This is a genomic window from Embleya sp. NPDC020630 (genome assembly GCF_044334985.1).
GTDB lineage: Bacteria > Actinomycetota > Actinomycetes > Streptomycetales > Streptomycetaceae > Embleya.
This window is the reverse complement of record NZ_JBIRUB010000006.1, coordinates 402851-428114: the sequence shown is the minus strand read 5'-3', so window position 1 is coordinate 428114 and position 25264 is coordinate 402851. Positions and strand designations below refer to the sequence as shown.

The 25264-nt window shown below is 72.7% G+C and carries 22 protein-coding genes; 11 read left to right on the top strand and 11 right to left on the bottom strand.

Annotated features, from left to right (window positions below; genetic code table 11):
• The first annotated feature begins 8 nt into the window (after window positions 1-8).
• The 3 genes from ACH4XV_RS23290 to ACH4XV_RS23280 are packed head-to-tail and all read left to right on the top strand — an operon-like array spanning window position 9 to window position 3613.
• Window positions 9-1790: a carboxyl transferase domain-containing protein gene (locus tag ACH4XV_RS23290; RefSeq protein WP_395792728.1), complete on the top strand. Its 1782-nt coding sequence runs from the start codon at window positions 9-11 to the stop codon at window positions 1788-1790.
• Window positions 1787-2260: an acetyl-CoA carboxylase biotin carboxyl carrier protein gene (accB, locus tag ACH4XV_RS23285; protein WP_395792726.1), complete on the top strand. Its 474-nt coding sequence runs from the start codon at window positions 1787-1789 to the stop codon at window positions 2258-2260. Before ACH4XV_RS23290 ends, accB begins: the two co-directional genes overlap by 4 nt.
• Before the next feature lie 6 nt (window positions 2261-2266).
• Window positions 2267-3613: an acetyl/propionyl/methylcrotonyl-CoA carboxylase subunit alpha gene (locus tag ACH4XV_RS23280; RefSeq protein WP_395792724.1), complete on the top strand. Its 1347-nt coding sequence runs from the start codon at window positions 2267-2269 to the stop codon at window positions 3611-3613.
• A 550-nt stretch (window positions 3614-4163) separates the two neighbouring features.
• On the opposite strand, the gene ACH4XV_RS23275 is transcribed toward ACH4XV_RS23280, so the two are convergent.
• Complete coding sequence (locus ACH4XV_RS23275; protein WP_395792722.1) at window positions 4164-6254, bottom strand: GAF domain-containing sensor histidine kinase; 2091 nt, start codon at window positions 6252-6254, stop codon at window positions 4164-4166.
• A 220-nt stretch (window positions 6255-6474) separates the two neighbouring features.
• Complete coding sequence (locus tag ACH4XV_RS23270) at window positions 6475-7128, bottom strand: response regulator (protein WP_395792950.1); 654 nt, start codon at window positions 7126-7128, stop codon at window positions 6475-6477.
• 223 nt (window positions 7129-7351) lie between these two features.
• Between ACH4XV_RS23270 and ACH4XV_RS23265 the strand changes: the two genes are divergently transcribed.
• Together ACH4XV_RS23265 and ACH4XV_RS23260 are read left to right on the top strand one after the other, a co-directional pair.
• Window positions 7352-8431 carry a dihydrodipicolinate reductase gene (locus tag ACH4XV_RS23265; protein WP_395792720.1) on the top strand — a complete coding sequence of 360 codons (1080 nt, stop codon included), beginning with the start codon at window positions 7352-7354 and terminating at the stop codon, window positions 8429-8431.
• Complete coding sequence (locus ACH4XV_RS23260; protein WP_395792718.1) at window positions 8428-8907, top strand: carboxymuconolactone decarboxylase family protein; 480 nt, start codon at window positions 8428-8430, stop codon at window positions 8905-8907. The genes ACH4XV_RS23265 and ACH4XV_RS23260 overlap by 4 nt, the downstream gene beginning before the upstream one ends.
• Window positions 8908-9382: 475 nt before the next feature.
• On the opposite strand, the gene ACH4XV_RS23255 is transcribed toward ACH4XV_RS23260, so the two are convergent.
• Complete coding sequence (locus ACH4XV_RS23255) at window positions 9383-9757, bottom strand: cupin domain-containing protein (protein ID WP_395792716.1); 375 nt, start codon at window positions 9755-9757, stop codon at window positions 9383-9385.
• 111 nt (window positions 9758-9868) lie between these two features.
• Between ACH4XV_RS23255 and ACH4XV_RS23250 the strand changes: the two genes are divergently transcribed.
• Window positions 9869-10309, top strand: coding sequence for a MarR family winged helix-turn-helix transcriptional regulator (locus ACH4XV_RS23250; RefSeq protein ID WP_380011516.1), 441 nt, complete (start codon window positions 9869-9871; stop codon window positions 10307-10309).
• A gap of 72 nt (window positions 10310-10381) precedes the next feature.
• Here ACH4XV_RS23250 and ACH4XV_RS23245 read toward each other — a convergent pair whose 3' ends face one another.
• From ACH4XV_RS23245 to ACH4XV_RS23230, 4 genes are all read right to left on the bottom strand, one after another.
• A complete protein-coding gene (locus ACH4XV_RS23245; RefSeq protein WP_395792714.1) occupies window positions 10382-11650 on the bottom strand; it encodes an alpha/beta fold hydrolase in 1269 nt (422 codons plus the stop codon).
• Window positions 11651-11663: 13 nt separating this feature from the next.
• Window positions 11664-12407 carry a GntR family transcriptional regulator gene (locus ACH4XV_RS23240; RefSeq protein ID WP_235619233.1) on the bottom strand — a complete coding sequence of 248 codons (744 nt, stop codon included), beginning with the start codon at window positions 12405-12407 and terminating at the stop codon, window positions 11664-11666.
• 187 nt (window positions 12408-12594) lie between these two features.
• On the bottom strand, window positions 12595-14004 hold the full coding sequence (locus tag ACH4XV_RS23235; RefSeq protein ID WP_395792948.1) for an aldehyde dehydrogenase family protein: 1410 nt from the start codon (window positions 14002-14004) through the stop codon (window positions 12595-12597).
• 161 nt (window positions 14005-14165) lie between these two features.
• Window positions 14166-15077: a dihydrodipicolinate synthase family protein gene (locus ACH4XV_RS23230; protein WP_395792712.1), complete on the bottom strand. Its 912-nt coding sequence runs from the start codon at window positions 15075-15077 to the stop codon at window positions 14166-14168.
• Between the two features lie 467 nt (window positions 15078-15544).
• Between ACH4XV_RS23230 and ACH4XV_RS23225 the strand changes: the two genes are divergently transcribed.
• From ACH4XV_RS23225 to ACH4XV_RS23205, 5 genes are all read left to right on the top strand, one after another.
• Entirely contained in the window at window positions 15545-16549 is a 1005-nt protein-coding gene (locus ACH4XV_RS23225; protein WP_395792710.1) for an ABC transporter permease, read from the top strand.
• 53 nt (window positions 16550-16602) lie between these two features.
• On the top strand, window positions 16603-18363 hold the full coding sequence (locus ACH4XV_RS23220) for an ABC transporter substrate-binding protein (RefSeq protein ID WP_395792708.1): 1761 nt from the start codon (window positions 16603-16605) through the stop codon (window positions 18361-18363).
• A gap of 131 nt (window positions 18364-18494) precedes the next feature.
• Complete coding sequence (locus tag ACH4XV_RS23215; protein ID WP_395792706.1) at window positions 18495-19469, top strand: ABC transporter permease; 975 nt, start codon at window positions 18495-18497, stop codon at window positions 19467-19469.
• Window positions 19469-20560 carry an ABC transporter ATP-binding protein gene (locus ACH4XV_RS23210; RefSeq protein WP_395792704.1) on the top strand — a complete coding sequence of 364 codons (1092 nt, stop codon included), beginning with the start codon at window positions 19469-19471 and terminating at the stop codon, window positions 20558-20560. The genes ACH4XV_RS23215 and ACH4XV_RS23210 overlap by 1 nt, the downstream gene beginning before the upstream one ends.
• Window positions 20557-21576 (top strand): ABC transporter ATP-binding protein, encoded by a 1020-nt coding sequence (locus ACH4XV_RS23205; protein ID WP_395792702.1) that lies wholly within the window; start codon window positions 20557-20559, stop codon window positions 21574-21576. The genes ACH4XV_RS23210 and ACH4XV_RS23205 overlap by 4 nt, the downstream gene beginning before the upstream one ends.
• A gap of 112 nt (window positions 21577-21688) precedes the next feature.
• Here the strand turns inward: ACH4XV_RS23205 and ACH4XV_RS23200 are convergent, their stop codons facing one another.
• From ACH4XV_RS23200 to ACH4XV_RS23185, 4 genes are all read right to left on the bottom strand, one after another.
• Window positions 21689-21958, bottom strand: a complete 270-nt coding sequence (locus ACH4XV_RS23200; protein ID WP_395792700.1) for a hypothetical protein — start codon at window positions 21956-21958, stop codon at window positions 21689-21691.
• Between the two features lie 83 nt (window positions 21959-22041).
• Entirely contained in the window at window positions 22042-23409 is a 1368-nt protein-coding gene (locus ACH4XV_RS23195) for a sensor histidine kinase (RefSeq protein ID WP_395792698.1), read from the bottom strand.
• Complete coding sequence (locus tag ACH4XV_RS23190) at window positions 23406-24086, bottom strand: response regulator transcription factor (RefSeq protein ID WP_395792696.1); 681 nt, start codon at window positions 24084-24086, stop codon at window positions 23406-23408. The genes ACH4XV_RS23195 and ACH4XV_RS23190 overlap by 4 nt, the downstream gene beginning before the upstream one ends.
• Before the next feature lie 37 nt (window positions 24087-24123).
• The gene (locus ACH4XV_RS23185) at window positions 24124-25257 is read right to left on the bottom strand and encodes an MBL fold metallo-hydrolase (protein ID WP_395792694.1); all 1134 of its coding nucleotides are present in this window, start codon (window positions 25255-25257) and stop codon (window positions 24124-24126) included.
• Window positions 25258-25264 lie beyond the last annotated feature (7 nt).

The following is a 25264-nucleotide window of genomic DNA, read 5'->3' as shown; positions in this document are numbered from 1 at the left end:
AGATCCCGATGAACGCGAAAACCTCCGCCCCCGCCGGCTCCGCCGGGGCGCCGGTCACCGACTGGCTGGCCTGTCCGCGCTGTCGGGCGCTCGTGTACCGCAAACGGTTCGAGCGGGCCGACGGGGTGTGCCCGAGTTGTGGGGCGCACGCGCCGCTGAGTGCGGCGCGGCGGCTGGACGCGCTGCTCGACCCGGGCAGCGCCCGGCCGTTGACCGCCGCCGAGACGGTGCACGATCCGCTGTCGTTCGCCGATCTGAAGCCGTATCCGGACCGGTTGTCCGCCGCCCGAGCGGCCACGGGGCACGCGGACGCGGTGCGGGTCGCGGCCGGCACGGTGTTCGGGTATCCGGTGGTGGTTGCCGCTATGGACTTCGCCTTCATGGGCGGCAGCCTGGGCGTCGCCGCCGGGGAGGCGGTGGCGATGGCCGCCGAGGCCGCGCTGGCCCGGCGGGCGCCGCTGGTCCTGGTCACCTCGTCGGGCGGGGCGCGGATGCAGGAGGGCGCGCTGGCCCTGATGCAGATGGCCAAGACCGCGGCGGCGATGGCGGCGCTCGACGAGGCCGGCATCCTCACCGTCACGGTGATCGCCGATCCGACCTACGGCGGGGTGGCCGCCTCATTCGCCACCCTCGCCGACGTGGTGGTGTGCGAACCGGGGGCGCGGATGGGGTTCGCCGGTCCGCGCGTGATCGAACAGACCATCGGGCAGCGGCTTCCGGACGGCTTCCAGACGGCGGAGTTCCTGCTGCGGCACGGCCTGGTGGACGCGGTGCACCCGCGCGGCGAACTGCGCCGTACGCTCGCGGTCCTGCTCGCCTCGGCGTGCGGGCACCCCGACCGCACCGGCCCGCCGCGCGCCGGTCGGGACGATCGGGTCGCGGAACTGCCGCGTCCGGCACCGGCGACGGTGGTGCGCGATCCCGCGCGGCTCGCCGTGCGGTCCGCGCCGGAGGTGGTCGCGGCGGCCCGGGACCTGCGGAGGCCGACCACCCGCGACCACCTCGCGTACTGGATGGACACCTTCGTCGAACTGCGCGGCGATCGGGCGGGCGCGGACTGCCCGGCGATCGTCGGCGGCCTCGGCACGGTCGAGGGCCGGCCCGTGGTGGTGCTCGGCCACCAGAAGGGGCACACCACCGCCGAACTCGTGCGGGCCAACTTCGCGATGGCCTCGCCCGCAGGCTACCGCAAGGCGATCAGGCTGGCCCGGCTCGCCGAGAAGATCGGCGTACCGCTCGTGACGCTGATCGACACCCCCGGCGCGCATCCGGGGATCGAGGCGGAGCAGCAGGGCCAGGCCGGGGCGATCGCGGACTGTCTGCGGGTATTCACCGGGCTGCGGGTGCCCGTGGTGGCGGTGGTCACCGGGGAGGGCGGCAGCGGCGGGGCACTGGCGCTCGGCGTCGCCGATCGGGTGTTGATCGGCGCGAACGCGCTCTACTCGGTGATCAGCCCCGAGGGCTGCGCGGCGATTTTGTGGAAGACCCGGGAGGAGAGCCCGGCGGCGGCCCGTGCGTTGGGTCTCGACGCCCGGTCGCTGCTCGAACTGGGCGTGGTGGATGGGGTGGTGCCGGAGCCCGAGGGCGGCGCGCAGGCCGATCCGGCCGCCGCGAGCCTGATCCTGCGGGACGCGGTGCTGGGCACGCTGGACGAACTCGCCGTGCTCGAACCGGCCGAACGGGTGCGCCGACGGCGGCGGCGACTGCGCGGCTTCGGACTGCCCGGGCCGACCGCGACCGGTTCGGACCGGGCGCGCTTCGAGGACACCGACGAGGAGGAATCGGCATGACCGGCGCCGATCACCAGGGCCCGGCGGCCACCCTGGCCGCCCTGCACGCCGCGCTCGACCGGGTGTTGCACGATGCCCCGCGACCGCCCACGCACGTCGTGGTGCGGTCCGGAGGGGAGAGCATCGAGCTGACCTGGTCGGCCGCGGTCGCCCCGCCGCCCGCACCCGAGGCGGCCACACCCGCGCCGGTCGAGGCGGAGCGCCGGCCGGCGGAGAGCGACGGAGACCTCGTCCGCGCCCCGCTGGTCGGCACCTTCTACGCCGCGCCCGAACCCGGGGCGCCACCGTTTGTCGCGGTGGGCGACCTCGTCGAGGCGGGCCAACAGGTGGCCATCATCGAGGCGATGAAGCTGATGAACCCGATCGAGGCGGACCGCGCCGGTCGGGTCACCGCCGTACTGGTCAAGAACGGCGAGGGGGTCGGCTACGACGAGCCGCTCTTCGAACTCGACTGCGACGGGCAGGGGTGAACCACCGTGTTCGACACCGTACTGATCGCCAACCGCGGCGAGATCGCGCTGCGTGTGGTGCGCACCTGCCGGGACATGGGCATCACCAGCGTGGTGGTGCACTCGGGGGTGGACGCGGACTCGGCCGCGGCGCGGGCCGCCGACCGGCGGATCAACATCGGCCCGGCCGATCCGCGCCGGAGCTACCTCTACGCTCCGGCGGTGATCGAGGCGGCCCGGCTGACCGGGGCGCAGGCCGTGCATCCCGGATACGGATTCCTGTCCGAAGACCCGGACTTCGCCACCATTTGCGCGGAGAACGGGCTGGTCTTCGTCGGCCCGGCGGCCGAGGTGATGGCCCGCCTCGGCGACAAGTCCACCGCTCGGCAAATGATGGCCGACGCCGGGCTGCCGGTGGTGCCGGGCTCGCGCGAGCCGGTGGGCACCGCCGACGAGGCGGCCGAGGTGGCGCGGCGGATCGGCTACCCGCTGATCGTCAAGGCGGTCGCGGGCGGGGGCGGGCGCGGGATGGCGGTGGTGCGCGACGCCGGCGCGCTGCTGCCCACGTTTCGGGCCACGCGCGCCTCGGCCCAGGCGGCGTTCGGTGACAACCGCGTATACATGGAGCAATACCTGTACGGCGCCCGGCACATCGAGATCCAGGTACTGGCCGACGGGCACGGCAACGTGGTGCATCTCGGCGAGCGCGACTGTTCGGTGCAGCGCCGACATCAAAAGCTGGTCGAGGAGTCGCCGGCCCCGGAGTTGCCCGCCGGCCTGGCCGATCGACTCGCCGGCTACGCGGTGGCCGGGTGCCGGGCCGCGGGGTATCGCGGCGCCGGCACCTTCGAGTTCCTGGTGCGTGGCGCGGAGGCGGCGTTCATCGAGGTGAACTCGCGGATCCAGGTGGAACATCCGGTGACCGAGATGGTCACCGGGATCGACATCGTGCGCGAGCAACTGCGCATCGCCGCCGGGGAACCGCTGGGCTTCGACCAGGATCGGGTGGAGCGGCGCGGAGCCTCGGTGGAGTGTCGGATCAACGCCGAGGACCCGGCGCGCGACTTCGCGCCGTGCCCCGGCACGCTGACCGGATTCCAGGCGCCGGGCGGGCCGTTCGTCCGGGTCGACACGCACGCGTTCCCGGGGGCGCAGGCCCGGCCGGAGTACGACTCGCTGCTGGCCAAGGTGGTCACGTGGGGGCAGGACCGGGATCAGGCGCTGGCCCGGATGCGCCGGGCGCTGGGCGAACTGCGAGTGGAGGGACCGGGCGTGCACACCACGGCCGGGCTGCTCGCCGACGTGCTCGACGACCCGGACTTCCGCGCGGGCCGCCACGACACGACCCTGCTCGATCGACGGTCGGCGTCCTGACGACAGGGGGTGCCCCGGCCGGCCGAGGAGCCTTCGAGGCGTCGGCCGGTTCGGTGCGCCGGATGTCCACATGATCTCGCCCCCATCGCCGGACGCGATGGGGGCGATCTTCTCGCTGTTCGACTGTTTCCCATGTCCGGATCCCGATGTCACCGACCGGGTGGATCGGGATCCGCGACGATGAGCGCTCCTCTGGTGTGGCGGGCCTACGGCGGGTAGCGGTGGCCCGGGTCGGAGGTGTGCGGACTGCCCGGTACCGACGGCCGGTGTGGCTTGTCCGGTTTCCCCGGCTTCCCCGGCTTCCCCGGCTTCGACGGGTGTTCACCACCCGGCTTGTCCGGTTCGCTCGGGTCGGGCAGCACGAAGCACTTCGGGTTCGGCGGGGTGCACGAGGCAGGCTTGTCGATCCCATTCGGCTCCGGTGGCTGTTCGCCCTTCGGGTGGGGGTGGTGCGACATGTCGTCCTCCGTAGTAGTTGGGTGGGGTTGCGGTGCTCCTTTTCTGCGACCGCTCCTCCACTCTCACGCAGCGCCGTCCCGGGCGCATGTGATCACGGTCCCGGCCCGGTCCGGGGCATGTCCCGGGTGTGTGGGCCGGGTCGCGGGATCACCGCACGCACGGTGGTGCCCTGTGCGTCCCGGGTCGCGGTGAAGGTGCCGCCCAGTTCCTCGGCTCGATCGGCCATTGAGCGCAACCCCACCCCGCCGCCCGCGGCATCGGGGCCGGCCGGGTCGGGAGGCAGGCCCACACCGTCGTCGGTGATCTCGACGGTGACCCGGGTCTCGCTGATCCGGACCGCGAGCGCGGCGTGCCGGGCGCGGGCGTGCCGCACCACGTTGTTCAGTGCCTCGCCGCAGATCCGGTAGACCGCGACCTCGACGGCGGGGGCCAGTTCCGGCGGCGGGTCGGGGTCGAAGGTGATCTCGATCCGGGGGTGCCCGTCGCGGCCGGTGTCCAGGCGGTGTGCGGCGTCGCGGAGCGCGCCGGCCAGGCCCAGGCGCAGCAGCGCGGCGGGGGCGAGTCCGTCGGTGATCCGACGCAGTTCGGTGATCGCCTCGCCGATGCCCTGCGAGGCGATCACGAGGGTGCCGGCGGCGGGGGTGTCGGGGGGTACACAGGCTCGGGCAGTGTCGACCTGGAGGCGGGTGCCGGACAGCGCGGGGCCGAGGCCGTCGTGCAGGTCGTGGCGTAGTCGGCGGCGGGCCTCCTCCCGGGCGAGCACGATGCGCTCGCGGCTTTCCTGCAACTCCTCGTACAGGCGCAGCGACGCGACGGCGGGGGCGGCCTGGTCGGCGAGGAAACGCAGCAGGTCCATGTCCTGCCGGTCGAGCGTGGTCTGGCCGACGCGTGGCGGTACGGACAACCGGCCGATGAGGGCCCCCTCGTAGGTGAGCGGGAATTCGGTGCGGTCCTCGGGGAGAGCGCCCAGCCGGGCGAGTTCGCGTTCCCCGCGCCGGGTGTCGACGACGACGCTCGCGCCGGGCAGGCCGAGGGTGTGTACGACGGTGCGGCACAACAGCTCGGGGGCCGCGCCGGGAGCGACCGCGCGACTGAGCTGTTCGGCCAGGTCGCGGACCACCTGGTAGGGCTTGGCGCGTTCGCCGTAGTAGAAGCGATCGACCAGGCGCGCGCCCCAGCCGACGGTCGGGCGCAGCAGCGCACCGATGACGAGCGCACCGCCGGCCACCACGATGGCGCCGGAGCTGTCGGCGCCGGGCAGGCGGTCGGACAGTTGCACGGCGATCGCCAGGTATCCGCCCATGAGCACCGCGGCCAGCGCGAACGCGGCCAACGCCCGGGAGACGGAGCGGTCCAGATGTCGGCGTCGGTCTCGGGCGAAGGCGTACGCGAAGGAGAGCTGCCACACGACGATGCCCCCGTAGATCAGGAAGTTGTAGATCGAGTCCGAGAGTTCGAGGTGGTAGCCGAGGAATTCCACGGCGAGCCAGAACACGTAGGGCAACAGCGGTAGGAAGCGCACCGGGTGCGGGCCGGGGGAGCGCACCCAGCGCACCGTCATGATGGTCAGGCTCACGGCGATGACCAGGGGCGGGATCAGATCCTGGTGCGGGGTGACCCAGTCGTTCAGCCACCGTTCCGCGTCGGCCCACACGCCCTGGTCCAGGAAGCCGGGCAGCCCGTACCAGTCGAAGCCGGCGTAGTCGCGGTAGGCGTGTACCGCGCTCCACACCGCGACCAGCGCGGCCCAGACCCGCACGACGCGGGAGCGTGGCAGCCGGCCGTCGGGGAGCCACAGAGGCAGCGCGTACATGGTGAACAGGTACACGGTGTCGGAGATCAGCCACAGCACGATGGCGAAGGCGGACCAGCCCGGGCCGGCGTCGGCGAACACCGCGCAGAGCAGGACCGCGTAGCCGACGGTGACCGCGACCCCGGTATAGAGCAGCAGGCGGCCCAGACCGGGTGCGGAGCGACGGGCGAGCACGAACAGGCCGGACAGCGCGAAGCCGCAGCCGAGCAGGACGAACACACCGGTCAGGCCGGGGTTGGGGGCCAGGCGCGGGTCGTCGAGGTGGGTGATCAGCAGAACCAGGGCGACCAGGCAGCTCAGCAGGCTGACGGCGCCCGCTCCGTAGACCCGGGCGGGTCCCGCCCGTTGCTCCAGCGCGGTGATGGGCATGTGGCCTCCTCACGGGACGTCGGCGGGGGACGTCGCGGACGAGTGGAGCCGGGCCGCCCCCGGCGGATCCGACACGTGGGTGCCATCTGCGTTCGCCGTTCCCAGCATGCGGCTCCCGTGGTCCCGGGCGCGGGAGGCACCGGTCCCGAGGCGGTCCCGAGGCGGGTCGGGACACCGAGGGGGGCCGGGTGAGCGGGGAGCGGGCCGGGCGGGCGCCGATTCAGGGTTCGGTGGGGTGGTCGGCGCCCAGACCGACGTCGCGGGCCCGGGCCACCGCCTCGGCGCGGGTGCTCACATGCAGCTTTTCGAAGATGTGGGTGATGTGGTTGCGTACGGTCTTCTCGGCGAGGAAGAGCCGGCGCGCGATGCGGCGGTTGTCCAGGCCGCGGGCGAGCAGGTCGAGCACCTCGCACTCGCGGTCGGTCAGCTCGGGGAAGACCCGCTCGCCGCCGCGTCCGGCGGTGCCCGCGAGCAGCGCGGTCAGCCGGGGTACGGTCTGCGCGCCGAAGACCGCGCCGCCGGCGGCGACGGTGCGCACGGCGTGCAGTACCTCGTCCCGGGCGGCGCCCTTGACCAGATAGCCGCCCGCGCCCGCGCGTATCGCGGCGAGCAGGCTGCCGTCGTCGTCGGACATGGTCAGCACCAGGACCGGCACCGGCGTGTCGGCGACCAGGGCGCGGGTGGCCTCGACGCCCGAACCGTCGGGCAGGTTGAGGTCCATCACGACCAGGTCGGGCCGATGTTCGGCGACCGCCGGGATCACCGCGGCGGCGGTCTCCACCTCGGCGACCACGAGGATGTCACCGGCGCTCTCCAGGGCCGCCCGCAGGCCGGCGCGGAACAGCGGATGATCGTCGACGATCACGATTCGCAACGGCACGGACCCGCATTCACCAACCACGCGGTACATACTACGCGTGAACGGACCGTTACATCTCGTAAGTTCCGCATGTGGCGACGCCGGCGTGGCCACCCGGGCGCCCCGAGCCCGCGCCACGCCCATCGATCGACCCGGTTGTGGCGCAACTGCCCCAACCGGTCAGGTTTTCCGGGCATGGCCCTAGGAACCACCGGCACCCGTCGCTACCCTCCAGCGCATGATTTCCACGGTTGTCTGGGGTACCGGCAACGTCGGTCGCGCGGCCATTCGAGCCGTCGAGGCCCACCCGGCGCTCGACCTCGCGGCGGTGCTCGTGCACAACCCCGACAAGGTCGGCCGCGACGCGGGCGAACTCGCCGGACTCGACGGGGCGCTGGGGGTCGCGGCGACCGACGACATCGACGCGGTGCTGGCCGCCGGGCCGGGGGCCGTGGTGTACGCGGCGTCGGGTGACATCCGCCCCGACGAGGCGCTGGCCGACATCGTGCGGGCGCTCGAGGCCGGCGCGGTGGTGGTCACGCCCGCCCTGTACGCGCTCTACGACCCGACCAACGCCCCGGCGGAGCTGCGCGATCCGGTGCTGGCGGCGATCGCGGCGGGCGGTGGTTCGTTGTTCGTCTCCGGCGTCGACCCGGGGTGGGGCAACGACGTACTGCCGCTGCTGATCAGCGGATTGGGCACCACGGTCGACGCGATCCGCTGCCAGGAGATCTTCGACTACTCCACCTACGACCAGGAGGACTCGGTCCGCAACCTGGTCGGCATGGGCCAACCCATGGACTACGGCGCGCCGATGTTGTGGCCGGACATGCCGACCATGGTGTGGGGCGGGCAGATCCGGCTGATGGCCCGGGCGCTGGGCGTGGAACTGGACGAGATCCGCGAGACGATGGACCGTCGGGCGCTGGAGAGTACGGTGCGGACCTCGACGATGGGCGAGTTCGCGGCGGGCACACAGGGCGCGGTGCGGTTCGAGGTACAGGGCATCGTCGAGGGCGAACCGCGCATCGTGATCGAACACGTCACCCGGATCCACCCGTCGTGCGCGCCCGACTGGCCGACGCCGCCCGACGGGGCCGGGGCGCACCGCGTGGTGATCGAGGGCCGGCCGCGGATCGAGGTCACGGTGGAGGCCACGGACGAGGGCGAGAACCGATCCGCCGGCGGCAACGCCACCGCCGTCGGGCGCCTGGTGGGCGCCATCGACTGGCTCGTGGACGCCGAACCCGGGCTCTACGACGCACTCGACATCCCCCTTCGGCCGGCCGTGGGCAAACTCGGAAGGAAACACGCATGAGGATCGACATCCCCGAGGACAAGGACCCGATCGCCTACGTCTGGGGCGAGATGGTGCCGGAGATCGGCATCGCCGCCTCGACCTTCTCGATGAAGGTCTACGACCACAGCACGCTCGGCCTGCGTGAGTTCGAGGCCGCGCGGTTGCGGATCGCGCAGATCAACGGCTGTGTGTTCTGCCTGGACTGGCGCACCGAACGGGACGGGGAGAAGGTCGAGGACGGCTTCGACGAGGCGGTCGCGCAGTGGCGCACCACCGAGGTCTTCGACGACCGCACCCGGCTGGCCGCGGAGTACGCCGAGCGCTACGCGGAGGACCACCACAACCTGGACGACGAGTTCTGGGCCCGGATGTCCGCGCACTACAGCCAGGCCGAGATCGTGGAGCTGAGCATGGCGATCGGCTCCTGGCTGGCGTTCGGCCGGCTCAACCACGTGCTCGGCCTCGACACGGTGTGCGTGCTCACGCAGCACTGAGGCCGACCGGCCGGGCGCGGTCGCCCCGGTCGCCCCGGTCGCCCGGTCGGCGGGCGACCGGGGCGGATCCCTCCCCGTACGAGCGTTCGTATGGATCGGGAAGGCGCGTGGAGCGATGGAGGCATGAGTCCGACACGTCCCGATTCGGCGGCCGGGCCGGGCCGCGAGCCGGTGGATCCGGCCGATGCCGTCGATCCGGTCGACCCGATGGAACCGGTGGACCCGATCGCGTCCGGGATCACCGATCGGCGGCTGTCGCGCGGTGCTCGGGCTCGGCAGGTGATCGCGCGGCACGCCGTCGACGTGGCCTCCATGGAGGGGCTGAACGGTCTCGGCATCGGTCCGGATCGACGCGGTGCTCACCGCGGCCAACACCGCGCTGCGTCTGGGCGACGAGGACGCGCCGGACCGGGTCCGCCGGGTCGTGGACACGCTGCTCGTACCGCCCGCGTGAGGCCCGGGTGCGCGTGACTGGTCAGGCGGCCCACGGCGGGGTGAACGGCTCCCGGCCGGCGAGCAGGCCCAGGCCGCCGACCGGAAGGATCGCCACCGCCTCGAACGGGTCCGGGCCGGGATTGGCGAGGGTGAACAGCGTGTCCGCCGGGACGATCAGCGCGTCGCCGGGTCCGACGTCGAAGGTGTCGCCGTCCATGGTGACGGCGGCCCGACCGGAGAGCGCCACGAAGATCTCCTCCCGGGACAGGGCGTGCGGTGGACCCGCCGCGCCGGGCTTGAGGGTTACCCGCCAGGCCGAGTTCTCGCTGGAGCCCCGGCTGGGGGCGGCCAACCCGACGAAGGTGGCGTGGCCGTTGTCGAAGACGGGGGCGTCGGCGGCTTTGACGAGCGGCATGGTGGTTCCTCCGGGTGATATCAACGGCTACGGTAGGGATCCTGGGTGTTCAACCGAGATTGACAACCAAGGTGTGCAACCAGAGTTGAACATATGCGGGAGAGGCCGTCAATGGATTTCGGATTGTTGCTCGGGCACGCCTACGAGTCGTTCGTCCAGGAACTGCACGCGCACCTGACCGCCAACGGCGCGACCGTCGTGGGCGCGTCGTACGGCTTCGTGCTGCGCACCCTGGACGTGGCGGCGGTCACCACGAGTCAACTCGGCGACCGGCTCGGGATCACCGCGCAGGGGGCGGCGAAGATCGTCGACGACATGGTGGCGGCGGGATACGTGGAACGGCGGCCCGACCCGGCCGACGGTCGGGCCAAGCGGCTGTACCTGTCCCCGCAGGGCCGGGAACTGCTCGATCGGGTCCGGGCGTTCCACGCCGATTTCGAACGCCGCCTTGCCGAACGGCTGGGTGCCGAGGAAGTGGCGACCACGCGCGAGGTGTTGTCTCGCGTCGTGGCGACCACGCCCGACTCCACGCGCCTGTTCCGGTCCGTGTGACCGCCTCCGGACACGATCGAGTCGTGCCGCGCGGACGCGGCACGACTCGGGTTCGGGGTGGTGCGCGCGGGCTCAGACCACGCCGGCCGTCATGTCCATCAGGCGGGACAGGACCGTGTCGCCGGAGGCGGTGACGCCGTCGTGCTCCCACTCGTTGGTGACCCAGGTGCGGACCGCGCCGACCTCGCGGGCGGTGCGCAGGGACAGGCCGGCGTCGACGTACATGTCGTCGTGGTAGACGATCGCCGCGACCGGGACCCGGTTGGCGGCCAGCCGCGCCGGGTCGTACAGCGGCGCCCAGTCGGCGCGTTCGGCGAGCAGGTTGGCGGCCTCGGCGAACGGGCGCAGGCCGGCGATCTCGTCGAACATCCAGGGGTGGATGGTCTCGCCGGTGAGCAGCAGCGGGTCCGCGTCGTCGGCGAAGTCCGCCAGAGCGGTGTGGGTCCGCTCGGCGGCCCATCCGGTGGGGCCCGCGCCCTGGGCGTAGATGGACTCCTGGAGCACCGCGTACAGCGGGTTGTCCACGAAGCCGGTCAGCGTGGCCACCTGGCGCAGGAAGGTGTCGGAGAGTTCGCCGGTGGCGGGGTCCAGGGCCTCGTCGAGCAGCCAGTGCACCCGCTCGAAGCCGTCGCCCATGCCGAACACCTGGCCCAGGGTGCGCAGCCGACGCACCGTCAGCACATCGCCGTCGGGCAGTCGCACGCCGCCGTCGGCGACCGTGTCGGCGATCCGGCGCAGCCGGGCCACGTCGTCCGGGTAGCGCTCGCGGAACTCGGCGTTCTTGTCCCGGATGCGCGGGTAGGTCAGCGCGTACACGTCGTCGGCCGTGGCGGACAGGCCGGGCAGGCCGCCGGTGATGTGGCAGCGGTGCAGTCCCTCCGGGGCCAGCGACAGGTAGCTGAGCGTGATGAACCCCCCGTAGCTCTGACCGAGCGTCTCCCAGGGCTCGTCGTCGCACAACGCGCGGCGGATCGCCTCGGCGTCGGCGACGATCGAGTCGGCGCGGAAGTGCGCGAGGTGGGCGGCCAGTTCGTCGGCGGAGCGGAACCGGGCGGCGGCCCGGGCGGTCACCGGGGTGCTGCGTCCGGTGCCGCGCTGGTCCAGGAGCAACACGCGGTGGGTCCGGGTGGCGTGCCGCAGCCAGCCGGGGGAGCCGGAGATCGGCCGCGGCGACTTGCCGCCCGGACCGCCCTGGAGATACAGCAGCCAGGGCAGCTTCTCGTGGGCGCGGGCGGGATCGACGACCTCGCGGGCGAAGACGTCGATCCGGGGGCCGGTCGGATCGTGGTGGTCCAGCGGCAGCGGGAACACGTGGTCGGTCATCGTGTATCGGTGGTTCATGGGGGAGTTCGCCCTAGTCTTCCGGTGTGGACTCGCGCGCCCGGTCGGACCAGAGCGAGCGGATGTGGCCCAGGTGTTCGCTCATCGCGCGGCGTACGCCGGCCGCGTCTCCGGCGAGCAACAGGTCGAGGATCTCCTCGTGTTCGCGGGCCGAGGCGACCAGCGCGCCGCGTTCGGCGAGTCGGGTGAGGCCGTACAGGCGCGAGCGCTTGCGCAGGTCGCCGACCACCTCGACCAGGCGGCGGTTGCCGCCGAGTTCGAGCAGGCCGAGGTGGAACTGGCGGTCGGATTCGAGGTATCCGATCAGGTCGCGGCGTTCGGCGGCGGCCACGATGGCGGCGGCCACCGGGCGCAGTGCCTCCAGGGCCGCGTGGTCGGCGGTCTCGGCCAGGCGTTCGATCACCGGGATCTCGATCAGGGCCCGGATCTCGGTGTATTCGTCGAGGTCGCGGCCGGACAGCGCGGTCACCCGGAAGCCCTTGTTGCGGACCACCTCGACCAGACCCTCCTTGACGAGGTCGAGCATCGCCTCGCGCACGGGGGTGGCCGAGACGCGGAACTGGGCGGCCAGGCTCGGTGCCGAGTAGACGACGTCGGGGCGCAGCTCGCCGGCGATCAGGGCGGCACGCAGCGCGTGTGTGACCTGATCGCGCAGACTGCGGTGCTCCCGCACGGACGGCAGGTTCAGCGAGCCCGGGGTGTCCCCGGCGCCGTTCCCGAGGACGTGCCCGCTCGATACTTCGGCGTCCGCGCTCATCTGGTGTGCCCCTCCTCGGGACCGGATACGATCCGGCCTTTGTACGATGTGCAATGGCACAGCGTAGCCGCCGCCGCGCCCGAAGCCTCCTTTCCGTCGTGATCTCTTTGTGCGCCGGGGCGCCGACCGGGCCCCGGCGGGCCCGGCCGTGGTCCGGCCGTGGGTCGGTCGTGAGTCGACCGCCCGGCTACGGCGTGCCGGTGGGGTCCGCCGGGAGCAGGCTCACGGTGCGTACCGAGGTGTAGAAGTCGGCGGCGGCGCGGCCCTGTTCGCGGGGGCCGTGGCTGGATGCCTTGGTGCCGCCGAAGGGCATGTGGAAGTCGACGCCGGTGGTCGGCGCGTTGACCTTGACCAGGCCGGTGTCGATCCGGTCGACCACGGTCAGCGCGGCGTCGAGGTCGCGGGTGTGTACGGAGGTGACCAGGCCGTGCGGCACGTCGCGGGCCAGTTCCAGGGCCTCGGTGAGGTCGGCGGCGGTCTGTAGGACGGCGACCGGGCCGAAGACCTCCTCGCGCAGGATCGGGTGGCCGGTGGGAACCCGCTCCAGGATGGTCGGGGCGGTGTACCAGCCGGGGCCGTCGGGGGTCTCGCTCGTGGCCAGGACCCGGGCGCCGGCGCCGGTCGCGGCGTCGATCGCGGCGCGTACCCGGTCGCGGGCCGCCTCGCCGATCACCGGTCCGCACACCGTGGCGGCGTCGCGGGGGTCGCCCACGGTCAGGGCGCGGGCGGCGGCGGTCAGCGCCGCGCGCAGCGGCTCGGGGTCGCCGACCACGATGATCCGGCCGGTGGCGGTGCACTTTTGGCCCGCGTAGCCGAAGGCGGCGGCGATCAGCTGGCCGGCGGTGGTGCGCACGTCGGCGTCCGGGAGCACCAGCGCGGCGTTGCAGCCGCCCAGTTCGGCCTGTACCGGGATGCCCCGGGCGGTGGCGGCGCGGACCACCTCCTGCCCCACGGCGGTGGAGCCGGTGAAGGAGACCACGTCGGCGGCCTCGACCACGGCCGCGCCGGTGGCGGCCTCGCCGGGCAGCACGGTGAACACGTCGGCGGGCAGCACCTCGGCCAACAGTTCGGCCAGGCGCAGTGCGCAGCCCAGGGCCTGCGGGGCGGGCTTGAGCAGGACCGCGTTGCCCGTGGCGAGCGCGGGCGCGGCCTTCCAGAGCGGGATGGCCAGCGGGAAGTTCCACGGGGTGATCAGCCCGGCGACGCCGTGCGGGCGGCGGCGGGTGAGCAACAGGCCGGGCCCGGCGGCGGGTTCGTGCACCGTGCCGACCGGGTCGTAGGCCTGCTGGGCGTTGTGGCGCAGGATGGCGACGGCGCGGGCGACCTCGCCGCGGGCCTCGGCGATCGGCTTGCCGACCTCGCGCACGATCAGGTCGGCGAGGTCGCCGGCCGCGGCGGCGAGCCGGTCGGCGGCGGCGTCGAGCGCGGTGCAGCGGGCGCCGGCGCCCGCGTCGAGCCAGGCCCGCTGTGCGATCCGGGCCCGCTCGGCGGCCCGACGCACGTCGGCGGGCGCGACGGCCGGTGCCTCGGCGACCTGCGTGTCGGGGTCGGCGGGGTCGTGGCTGCGGACGGGCGGTGCGGTGGTGGTGGTCACGATGGCAAGCCCTTCGGGAAGGGAACGGCGGGGGCGGTCGGCGTCGGTGCGGCCGGTCGGCGGCCCGCGACGGGCGGGGCTCGGGGCGGTGCCCGGGGTGGGCGAGGGTGGCGTCGCGGGCCGGAGGCGGGTGTGGGCCGGCCGGTCGGGGGCCGGTGGGTCGGTCAGCTCAGCCCGGCGGCGACGGCGCGTTCGGTGGCTCGGCGCACGGTGTCCTGGGCCTCGGCGGAGAGCGGGCGGCGCGGGGGACGGCAGGGCCCGCCGGACTTGCCGACCACATCCATCGAGAGCTTGATCGCCTGGACGAACTCGGTGCGGGTGTCCCAGCGCAGCAGCGGGTGCAGGATGTCGTACAGCTCGCGGGCGCGGACCAGGTCGCCGGCGCGCGTGGCGTGGTACAGCTCGGCGCAGGCGGTCGGCAGCACGTTGGAGAAGCCGCCGATCCAGCCCTTGGCGCCGCCGACGGCCAGCTCCAGGAGCACATCGTCGGCGCCGGCCAACAGGTCGAGGTCGGGGGCGAGTTCGGCGATCCGGTAGGCGCGTCGGGTGTCGCCGCTGAACTCCTTGACGCCGACGATGTGGCCGTCGGCGTGCAGCTTGGCGAGCAGTTCGGGGGACAGGTCGACCCGGGTGTCGAACGGGTTGTTGTAGGCGACGATCGGCAGGCCGACGGCGGCCACGTCGGCGTAGTGCGCGTGCACCTCGGCGTCGTCGGCGCGGTAGGCGTTGGGCGGCAGCAGCATGACCGCGCGGGCGCCGGCCTCGGCGGCCTGCTCGGTCCAGCGGCGGGCCTCGGTGGAGCCGTACGCGGCGACTCCGGGCATCACGCGGTCGCCGCCGACGGCCTCGATCGCGACCTCGACCACGCGGGCGCGTTCCTCCGGCGTGAGGGTCTGGTACTCGCCCAGGGATCCGTTGGGCACCACGCCGTCGCAGCCCGCCTCGACCAGCTCGCGCAGGTGCTCGGCGAACGCGTCGTAGTCGATGCTCAGGTCGGCCCGCAGCGGCAGGGTGGTGGCGACCATGAGGCCGCGCCAGGGGCGCAGGGTGCGGTCGGCGGTGGTCGGTGCGGACATGGGAACTCCTTGACGAGTGAGGCGAATCGGATGGTGGCGCGCACTGCGGAGGCGGCCCCCGGGCGCCCTCGGCGAGTGTTCGCGCGGGCCCGGCGCGGGCCGAGGGGCGGGTGACGGGGGAGGGCGGGCGCCGGTCGTCGGCGAGGCGTACGACCGGCACCCGGGCGCCGGGGCCGGGGGTGCGGCGCCGGTGCCGGTCCATGTCGGCTCGTGCGACGTCGTTGTCGCAGGGATCCGCTCCGGTCACCTCAGTACAATGTCACATGGCTCCAGTGTTGCGCCAGTCCCATGCCGGAGGCGGCCAAAAAATGGCCACGAAGGTAAAACCGCAGGTGAAAAGTAAAGACAAGGTAAATACAATGTCGCACCTCAAATGTGACACTGCCTAAACCTTGACCCTTGGATCACCCGTGGGCAGAGTTCCCCACCACCACCCACCCCGCCGCCTCCCGAGAGGCTCGCCAAAGATGACCACCCTCGCGCCCCCCACGGATCCGCCGGTCGAGGAGGATCCGCCCGTCACCCGACCGGCCCCCGCCGGGCTGCGCCCCTCTCAACTCGCCTGGCGACGCTTCCGCCGCGACCGCACCGGGATCGCCGCCGCCTGCGTCGTCGCCGTCTTCGTCGTCGCGGGCCTCGGCGCACCGCTGTTCGCCAAGCTCTACGGCAAGGACCCGTACACCACCTACGGCCAGAACCGCCCCGGCCTGCTCAACGAGTTCGGCTTTCCGATAGCCCCCAACGGCGGCATCTCCGGCGACTTCTGGCTCGGCATCGAACCCGGCCTCGGCCGGGACGTGCTCACCCAACTCCTGTACGGCATCCGCACCTCGCTGCTCATCTCGCTCGCCGTGGTCGTGGTGGTCACCGTGCTCGGGGTGCTGGTCGGGGTGACCGCCGGATACCTGGGCGGCGGCACCGACTTCGTCGTCGGCCGGGTGATCGACGTGATGCTCAGCTTCCCCTCGACGCTGTTCTTCATCGCCTTCACGCCGGTGGTCACCTCGCTGCTCACCGAGCCCGGCGAACAGATGTCCTCGGTCCTGCACGCGGGGGTGATCATCGCCGTGCTCGCCGCGTTCGGCTGGGCCTCGGTGGCCCGCCTGCTGCGCGGTCAGGTGTTGTCCCTGCGCAGCCGCGAATACGTCGAGGCCGCCCGGGTGATCGGGGCCTCGCCCGGCCGCGTGGTGCTGCGCGAACTGCTGCCCAACCTGGTCACCCCGATCCTGGTCAGCGCCTCGATGGCGGTGCCGACCTACGTGACCACCGAGGCGGCGCTGTCCTACCTCGGCGTGGGCATGGTCGAACCCACCCCCGACTGGGGGCGGATGCTGCTCAAGGGCGCCGAGGTCTACAAGACCGACATCACCTACATGTGCGTGCCGGGCATCTCGATGCTCGTGTTCGTCGTCGCCTTCAACCTGCTCGGCGACTCGGTCCGCGACGCGCTCGACCCGAAGAGCGACCGCTGACCACCGCGCTCCTCGCGATACCGCACCAGCACGGCAAACCCTCGGAAGGAACCATGACCCTGCGCACCGGTACCACCAGAGCCACGCTCGTCACGCTGGTCCTCGCCCTCGGCGCGGCCGCGTGTTCCAGCGGCGGCGGCACTTCCGACGGCGGAGGGCCCGGCAAGGGCGCCGCTCCCAAGGCCCAGGTCCGCGCGGTGTCGATCGGCGCCGCCGCCGAGTCGAAGGGTCCGGCCAAGGAACTCCCCGGCGCCAAGCCCGGCGGCACCGCCACGGTCCTGGAGCGCGCCGACTTCAACCATCTCGACCCGGCGCGCGTCTACGTCTCGCACGAGCAGACCGCCGAACTGCTGATCTCGCGTCAGCTCACCACGTACAAGCAGGAGGGCGACCACACCACGCTGGTCGGCGACCTGGCCACCGACACCGGCACCAGCCCCGACGGCGGCAAGACCTGGACCTTCACCCTCAAGGACGGGCTCAAGTACGAGGACGGGTCGCCGATCACCGCGCAGGACGTCAAGTACGGCATCGAGCGCTCCTTCGCCAAGGAGATCACCGGCGGCCCGACCTGGATCCAGGAATGGCTGGTCGGCAACACCGACTTCCGCTCGGTCTACGACGGCCCTTACGGGGGCCGCGAGTTGGACGCGATCAAGACCCCCGACGCGCGTACGATCACCTTCGCGCTGCCCGCGCCGCGCGGCGACTTCCCGTTCGCGGTGGCGATGCACACCAGCACCCCGGTGCCGCGCGCCAAGGACACCAAACTCGAGTACGACAAGCACCCGTTCTCCAGCGGCCCCTACAAGATCTCCGGTCGCGAGATCGACAAGTCCATGACCATGGTGCGCAACGAACACTGGGACCCGAACACCGACGCGGTCCGGCACGCCTACCCCGACCAGTGGAAGTTCGAGTTCGGCGCGTCCAACCAGCAGATCAACGAGCGGCTGATCGCGGCGAACGGCAACGACCGCAGTGCGATGACCTTCCGTGTCGCGGTCGGCCGCGAGGTGGCCCAACAGGTGCTCACCACACCGGAGTTGAAGGCCCGCACGGCGGACGCGGCCACCCCGTACACCGAGTACTTCGAGATGAACAACCGGCGCCTGACCAACCCGAAGGTGCGCCAGGCGCTGATCGCGGCGTTCCCCAAGGAGCAGGTGCGACAGATTCTCGGCGGCCCCGCCTACGGCGAGTTCGCCACCACGCTGATGGGCCCGACGGTGCTCGGCTTCGAAGCGTACGACCTGGCGGGTGTACCGCCCACGGGTGATGTGAACAAGGCCAAGCAGCTGCTCGCCGAGGCCGGCACGCCCAACCCCACCATCACCTACGCGTACAACCAGACCCCCATGTGGGAGCAGGTCTCGGTGACCATCGTCCAGGCCCTCCAGCAGGCCGGCTTCAAGGTGGTCCCGCAGCCGATCAACGACAAGAGCTACTACACCGAGATCGGCCGCGTGGACAACAAGTACGACCTGTACTGGGCCGGTTGGGGCGCCGACTGGCCGAGCGCGGCGACCGTGCTCCCGGCCAAGTTCGACGGCCGCAAGATCATGGACGACGGCTCCGTGTACAGCCTGTACAACAACCCGGCGATGAGCACCGAGATGGACCGGATCACCGCGATGTCGGACGTGGTCGCCGCGGGCAAGGAGTGGTCGAACCTGGAGAAGAAGATCATGGCCGACGCCCCCGTGGTGCCGTTCGTCTACCGGCGCCAACTGACCCTGTACGGTCCCGGCCTGGGCGGCGTGCGGGTCGGTTTCATCGGCTCGACCTATCCGATCGACGTCTGGGTCAAGTAGCCCCGGGCGAGGCGGCCCCGGCTCCGGCCGGCGGCGCGGGCGGGAAGGCTCCCCCCTTCCCGCCCGCGCCGCCCACGCCGCCGGGCCGCCCGGCCACCCCCAGGTCCGACCTCCAGTGAGGGCCCATCCCCATGTTCCGATTCCTGGTGCAGCGACTGCTCGGCGCGGCGCTGATCCTGTTCGTCGTCTTCACCGTCACCTTCTTCCTGTTCTTCGCGATGCCGGACGACCCGGCGCGGTTGTCCTGCGGCAAGACCTGCACCCCCGAGACGCTGGCGCTGATCCGCCGTGACCTCGGCCTGGACGAGTCCGTGCCGATGCAGTACTGGCACTACATCGTCGGCGTCTTCGCCGGCCGCGACTTCGGCGCCTCGCACTGCTCCGCGCCGTGCCTGGGCTACTCGTTCGTCAACCACGAGCCGGTCCTCGACACCCTGCTCGACCGTTTCCCGGCCACCCTGTCGCTGGCGCTCGGCGCCTCGGTGATCTTCCTCGGCGTCGGTATCATGATCGGCATGCTCGCGGCGCTGCGGCGCGGCACCTGGCTGGACAAGTCCACCATGGCGCTGTCGCTGATCGGCGCCTCGGTGACGATCCAGTTCCTCGGCGTGATCGCCCGCTACGTGCTGGTCGACCAACTGCGCTGGTTGCCCAAACCCGAATACCTGCCGTTCAACGGTGATCCCGGCGGCTGGATGGGCGGGTTGTTGCTGCCGTGGCTGACGCTGGCCTGCGTCCAGGCCGCGGTGTACTCCCGACTGACCCGCGCGTCGATGATCGACGCGCTCGGCGAGGACCACGTGCGCACCGTGCGGGCCAAGGGATTGACGTCGCGTCAGGTCTATCTGAAACACGCGTGGCGCGGCGCGATCACCCCGGTGGTGACCGTGTACGGCATCGAACTGGGCGTGCTGCTCGGCGGCGCGGTGGTCACCGAGACCACCTTCAACATTCCCGGCATCGGCAAGCTCGCGGTCAACGCGGTCGCCAACTCCGACCTGCCGATGATCACCGGAGTGGTGCTGATCGCCGCCACCGCCATGGTGCTCGCCAACGTCGCGGTGGACGCCGTGTACGCCGTCATCGACCCCCGGGTGCGTGTGTGATGACCCCTCCGCTGCTTGCGGTCCGCGACCTGCGGGTCCGCTTCGCCACCGAGGGCGGCGTGGTCAAGGCCGTCGACGGTGTCTCCTTCGACGTCGAACGCGGCCGTACCCTCGGCATCGTCGGCGAGTCCGGCTCGGGCAAGAGCGTCACCAACCTCACCCTCCTGGGCCTGCACAACCCCGCCCGCACCACCGTCGAGGGCAGCGCCGTCCTGGACGGCACCGAACTGGTCGGCGCGTCCGAACGCACCCTGCGGGACCTGCGCGGACAACGCGTGTCGATGGTCTTCCAGGACCCGCTCACCGCGCTCTCCCCCTACTACACGGTCGGCGCGCAGATCGTGGAGACCTACCGGCGCCACACCGGCGCCGGCCGCCGCGAGGCGCTCGACCGGGCGATCGAGATGCTGGACCGGGTCGGCATCCCCCAGGCCGCCCGACGCGCCCGGGAGTATCCGCACCTGTTCTCCGGGGGCATGCGCCAGCGCGCGATGATCGCCATGGCGCTGGTGTGCGAACCCGACCTGCTGATCGCCGACGAGCCCACCACCGCGCTCGACGTCACCGTCCAGGCCCAGATCCTCGACCTGCTCGGCGAACTCCAGGCGCAACTGGGCACCGCGATCATCCTGGTCACGCACGACCTCGGCGTGGTCGCCGACGTCGCCGACGAGGTGCTGGTGATGTACGCCGGTCGGGCAGTCGAACTCGGCCCGGCCGCCGAGGTGTTGGAGAACCCCAAGCACCCGTACACCCGGGGCCTGCTCGCCTCGGTGCCGCGGCTGTCCGACCCGCTGGACCGCCCGCTGCGACCGGTGCCCGGCGCACCGCCCAGCCTGCTCGCGCCGCCGCCCGGCTGCGCCTTCCACCCGCGCTGCGCCCAGGTGATCGCGGGGCCCGGATCGCCGTGCCGTACCCAGGCGCCGGTACTCGTGGGGGAGGGCGACAGCGGACATGCGGCCGCCTGTCACCTGGAGGCGGTACCCGTAGCGGTGGGGACCGGGTCGGTGGCGGCGGCAGTCGGGTCCGCGGAACGGGAGCAGGAGCGGGCGCAGGTGCCCGACGCGCGAGAAGGCGGGAAGAACGTATGAGCACATCCGAGGCGCCGCTGCTCGAAGTGGCGGGACTGACCAAACACTTCCCCGGGCCGCGCACTCTGCTCCGCCGCCGAGTCGGAGCCGTCCGCGCGGTGGACGGCATCGACCTCACGGTCGAGGCCGGCGAGAGCATCGGACTGGTCGGCGAGTCGGGCTGCGGCAAGTCGACCACCGGCCGGCTGATCACCCGCCTGCTCGAACCGAGCGCGGGCACGATCCGGTACCGGGGCCAGGACATCACGCACGCCTCGCGCCGCGAACTCGCGCCGATTCGGGCGCAGATCCAGATGGTGTTCCAGGACCCGTACTCGTCGCTGAACCCCCGGCACACCATCGGCGGCATCCTGCGCGCCCCGCTGGACGTCAACAACATCGACCCGCCCGGTGGTCGGCGCAAGCGGGTTCAGGAACTCCTCGACACCGTCGGCCTGAACCCCGAGCACTACAACCGCTTTCCGCACGAGTTCTCCGGCGGACAGCGGCAACGCATCGGGATCGCGCGGGCGTTGGCCGCCGGGCCCAAGCTGATCGTGGCCGACGAGCCGGTGTCCGCGCTGGACGTGTCCATCCAGGCGCAGGTGATCAACCTGCTCGCGGACCTGCGGCGCGATCTGGGCATCGCGTTCGTGTTCATCGCGCACGACCTGGCGGTGGTCCGGCACTTCTGCGACCGGGTCGTGGTGATGTACCTGGGCCGGGTGGTGGAGAGCGCGGAACGCGGTGCGCTGTACGAGAACGCGCATCACCCGTACACGCACGCCCTGTTGTCGGCGGTGCCCGGCGCGGTCGGACCGGACGGCGGCCGGCGCGAACGTATCCGGCTGACAGGCGACGTGCCCAGTCCGATCAACCCGCCCTCGGGCTGCCACTTCCGGACCCGCTGCCACAAGGCGCAGGACGTGTGCGCGACGACCGCGCCGCCGCTGTCCGCCCTGGCGGGGGATCCCGGGCATCGGGTGGCCTGCCACTTCCCGTCGCCCGCCAAGTCCTTGGCGTCGGTGGGGGGATAGGACCCCGGCCGGACGGGGGCGGCCGGGTGGGGGATGGGGGGCGGGGCGGGCGGCCGGTCATGGCTTGGCGGGCCGCCCGCCCCGTGGAGGCGCCGGTGAAGGGCCGATCCCTTCACCGACGTTCGGTGCTTCGGTGCCACCACCGCCAGGCCCGCTCGACCGGCTGCCAGGCGGGGTTGCCCACCGATTCGACGGTGGGCCGACGCGGCGCCGGTTGGTCATGCCGGGCGGCGTCGGGACCGAACACCGCGGCCGGAACCACGATCACGATCACCACGGCCACCACGATCGGCACCAGCACCCGACGAGCGGTGCGGGACGGGGGTTTCGGGCGGCGGGTGTCGGAGCGGCGGAAGTCGCCGTGGCCGGGGGTGACGGACATGGGGAGAGTGTGGCGCGGCGTTCATGAGGATTTCATGATGCGGCGTTGACGTGGCCGGAGCGGTGGTGCCGGGGTGGGTCGGGTCAGGGTTCGCGGGGCTCGGCGGGCTCGCGAGGCGGTTCGGGGCGGGATTCCGGGGCCGGTTCGGTCGGCAGGCGGAGTTCGGCGACGGCGCCACCGCCGGGGGCGTCGGTGATGCGGGCGGTGCCGCCGTGCAGGTCGGCCACCCACCGCACGATCGCCAGGCCGATTCCGGTACCGCCCGTCGGGCCCATGGCGCGCCGCTCGAAGACCCGCTCGCGGTCGCCCTCGGCCACCCCGGGCCCGCGGTCGCGCACCCGTACCGCGCCGTCCGCGACCTCGACGTCGATCGCGGCATCGCCGCCGCCGTGTTTGACCGCGTTGTCCACCAGGTTGCGCACCGCCTGGGCCAACAACTCCGGATCGCCGCGCACCACGGTCGGCTCGGTCCGCACCGTGAACCGCGCCCCGGACGGCGGCAGTTCGTCCATCACCTGCTCGACCAGCTGATCGAGCCGCAGCGCCTCGCGCTCCACCTCCTGCGTGCCGGCTTGGACCCGGGCCCGCACGAGCAACCCGGTGACCAACCGGCCCAGTTGATCCACCAGACGTGTCGCGCGGGCCAGCTCCCTCGGTGCGGTATCCGGCGCAGCCGCGCCTGCGGAGGTGACCAGACGCAACGTGGCCAACGGGGTGCGCAGTTCGTGTGCGGCCTCGGACAGGAACTGCTCCTGCTGCTCCAGCGTGCGCAGCGCGGGCCGCATGCTGCGCCCGGACAGCAGGTGCCCGGCCAGGCCCGCCGCCGCGGCCAGGGCGAGGCAGCCCAGGAACAACCAGCGCACGAGCCGATCGTGGTCGCGCCGACCGGGTCCCGGGTCGGCGACGGCGATCAGCGCCGCGTCGACACGATCGCCCTCCCACACCGGCGCCGCGGCCACCCGCACCGTGCGGCCGTCGCGCCCCTCGGCGTCCCAGGCCACGGCCGACTGCACCTCCCGGGCGTCCGCGCCGATCTCGGTCAGTCGCTCCGCGCTCGGCAGCAGCGGCGAGTCGGCGGGTTCGGCGTAGGAGCGTCGGGGCACCCCGGCCGGATCCCATTCGACCACGGCGATCGCCACGTCCCCCTCGACGAGTTCGTCCTCGTGCAGCGAGTCGAGGCGCAGCGTCCCGTCCTCGTAGTAGAGGGCCCGGGACAGGCCCGACACGCGGCGGTCGAGGTCGTTGTCCAACTCGCGGTCCCGGGACTGGCCGTCGATGGACCCGGCGACCACGGCGAGCACGACCAGGCAGACCGCCGTGGTGAGGGTGAACAGCGCGGTCAGCGTCCAGCGCAGGCGGCGCAGCCGGGCGACGGCGGGGCGGAGGGGCCGGCCGGCACGCGTGGGCGGTGGGTCCGGTGCCCCGGTCGCCGATCGTGCGCGGAATCTCACGGGGTGCCGGCCGCTTCGTCCCCACCGATCACGAAGCCGACGCCGCGCACCGTCCCGATCAGGGCCGGCGGGCCGAGTTTGCGGCGCAGTTGGGCGATCACCGCGTCCACGACGTTGGACATCGGCTCGGCCATCTCGTCCCAGCAGCACTCGATCAGGTCGGCGCGCGGCACCACCTGTCCGGCGCGGGCGGTCAGCAGTTCCAGGACCGCGAACTCCTTGACCGTCAGCGTGAGCAGCACCCCGGCCCGGCGCACCCGGCGGCGGGCGGTGTCGATCTCGACGTCGCCGACCACCGAGACCGGCGGCCGGGGCTGCTCGGCGCGGCGGCACAACGCACGTACCCGGGCGGCCAGTTCCTCGAAGACGAAGGGCTTGACGAGGTAGTCGTCGGCGCCGCCGTCGAAGCCCGCGAGCCGGTCGGGAACGGCGTCCATCGCGGTCAACATCAGCACCGGGGTACGTGCGCCCGCCGCGCGCAGCCGGCGGACCAGGTCGAGGCCGTCGCCGTCCGGCAGGCCGCGGTCGACGACCAGGCAGTCGTAGGTGTTGACCGCGACCTTGAGGTCGGCGTCGCCGATGCGCCCTGCCGCGTCCACCGCGAACCCGACCGTCTGCAATCCGGACACCACGGCCCGACCCAGATCCGGATCGTCCTCCACCACGAGCACACGCATGATCGTGAGCTTAGGCCCTGTCCGGCGTGGGCTCCGGTCAGTGGGTCCGGACGGGGTCCGGGCCGCGCGTGAGTTCCCACCACGGGCTGACCTGGACGGCGTCGTCGGTGTCGACCCGATCCCCGGGGCGCGGGATGGCCAGCCGTACGTCCTTGGCCTTGGCCTCCTGCCACAGCCGGTCGACCGGTTCGGCCCACGGGTGCAGGGCGAGGTCGAAGGTCGCCCAGTGCACCGGGAGGAGCACCTTGCCGCCCAGGTCCAGGTGGGCGGCGACGGCCTCCTCGGGGTTCATGTGGATGTCGGGCCAGCTCGGGCTGTACGCGCCGATCGGCATCAGGGTCAGGTCGAAGGGGCCGTGCGCGGCGCCGATCCGGGCGTAGCCGTCGAAGTAGCCGGAGTCGCCGGCGTAGAACACCCGGCGCTCGGCGCCCGCGACCACCCACGAGCCCCACAGCGTGTCGTTGCGGCGCAGGGTGCGGCCGGAGAAGTGGCGGGCCGCGGTCGCGGTGAAGCGCAGACCGGCGACCGTGGCGTCCTCCTCCCAGTCGAGTTCGACGATGCGGTCGGCGGGGACGTTCCAGCGCTCCAGGTGGGCGCCGATGCCGAGCGGGACGAGGAAGGGCGCGGTCTGGGTGGCGGTGAGCGCGCGTACGGTGGCGCGGTCGAGGTGGTCGTAGTGGTCGTGCGAGATGACCACCGCGTCGACGTTGGGCAGGGCGGCGAGCGGGACCGGCAGTGGATGCATCCGGCGGGGGCCGACGAGCTGCAAGGGGGAGACGCGGTCGCTCCACACCGGGTCGAAGAGCACGCGGCGGCCCTCGATCTCGACCAGGGTGCTCGCGTGGCCGTACCAGACGGCGCTCACGCCGTGCGGGGACTGCGGCACGGTCGGGGTGGCGACCAGGGGTACGGGCGCGGCGGGTCGGCGCAGGTCACGGTCGCGGAGCAGGTCCGCGATCAGGCCGGGCGCGCTGCCGGCCGCGACCAGGGCGGCGGGTACGGGGTTGTGGAACGCGCCGTCCCGGAACTGCGGCGAGCGGTGCACGCGGGCCAGGCGTTCGCCCTCGGCCTTGCCGCCGAGCTCCGCCGGGACGTCCCGCAACGCCCAGCCGGCGGCGGCCAACGCCAGCCCACCCGCGACCAGTCGGCCCGCCGATCGGATTCCCGCCATCGATCAC

What these genes read in the sequence shown, in the direction of transcription:
- ACH4XV_RS23220 (WP_395792708.1), top strand. Translation starts at nt 16,603, where the DNA reads ATGACCCTGCGCACCGGTACCACCAGAGCCACGCTCGTCACGCTGGTC.
- ACH4XV_RS23210 (WP_395792704.1), top strand. Translation starts at nt 19,469, where the DNA reads ATGACCCCTCCGCTGCTTGCGGTCCGCGACCTGCGGGTCCGCTTCGCC.
- ACH4XV_RS23255 (WP_395792716.1), bottom strand. Translation starts at nt 9,757, where the DNA reads ATGCCGCTCGTCAAAGCCGCCGACGCCCCCGTCTTCGACAACGGCCAC.
- accB (WP_395792726.1), top strand. Translation starts at nt 1,787, where the DNA reads ATGACCGGCGCCGATCACCAGGGCCCGGCGGCCACCCTGGCCGCCCTG.
- ACH4XV_RS23250 (WP_380011516.1), top strand. Translation starts at nt 9,869, where the DNA reads ATGGATTTCGGATTGTTGCTCGGGCACGCCTACGAGTCGTTCGTCCAG.
- ACH4XV_RS23260 (WP_395792718.1), top strand. Translation starts at nt 8,428, where the DNA reads ATGAGGATCGACATCCCCGAGGACAAGGACCCGATCGCCTACGTCTGG.
- ACH4XV_RS23265 (WP_395792720.1), top strand. Translation starts at nt 7,352, where the DNA reads ATGATTTCCACGGTTGTCTGGGGTACCGGCAACGTCGGTCGCGCGGCC.
- ACH4XV_RS23290 (WP_395792728.1), top strand. Translation starts at nt 9, where the DNA reads ATGAACGCGAAAACCTCCGCCCCCGCCGGCTCCGCCGGGGCGCCGGTC.
- ACH4XV_RS23205 (WP_395792702.1), top strand. Translation starts at nt 20,557, where the DNA reads ATGAGCACATCCGAGGCGCCGCTGCTCGAAGTGGCGGGACTGACCAAA.
- ACH4XV_RS23185 (WP_395792694.1), bottom strand. Translation starts at nt 25,257, where the DNA reads ATGGCGGGAATCCGATCGGCGGGCCGACTGGTCGCGGGTGGGCTGGCG.
- ACH4XV_RS23245 (WP_395792714.1), bottom strand. Translation starts at nt 11,650, where the DNA reads ATGAACCACCGATACACGATGACCGACCACGTGTTCCCGCTGCCGCTG.
- ACH4XV_RS23240 (WP_235619233.1), bottom strand. Translation starts at nt 12,407, where the DNA reads ATGAGCGCGGACGCCGAAGTATCGAGCGGGCACGTCCTCGGGAACGGC.
- ACH4XV_RS23215 (WP_395792706.1), top strand. Translation starts at nt 18,495, where the DNA reads ATGTTCCGATTCCTGGTGCAGCGACTGCTCGGCGCGGCGCTGATCCTG.
- ACH4XV_RS23190 (WP_395792696.1), bottom strand. Translation starts at nt 24,086, where the DNA reads ATGCGTGTGCTCGTGGTGGAGGACGATCCGGATCTGGGTCGGGCCGTG.
- ACH4XV_RS23225 (WP_395792710.1), top strand. Translation starts at nt 15,545, where the DNA reads ATGACCACCCTCGCGCCCCCCACGGATCCGCCGGTCGAGGAGGATCCG.
- ACH4XV_RS23200 (WP_395792700.1), bottom strand. Translation starts at nt 21,958, where the DNA reads ATGTCCGTCACCCCCGGCCACGGCGACTTCCGCCGCTCCGACACCCGC.
- ACH4XV_RS23275 (WP_395792722.1), bottom strand. Translation starts at nt 6,254, where the DNA reads ATGCCCATCACCGCGCTGGAGCAACGGGCGGGACCCGCCCGGGTCTAC.
- ACH4XV_RS23230 (WP_395792712.1), bottom strand. Translation starts at nt 15,077, where the DNA reads ATGTCCGCACCGACCACCGCCGACCGCACCCTGCGCCCCTGGCGCGGC.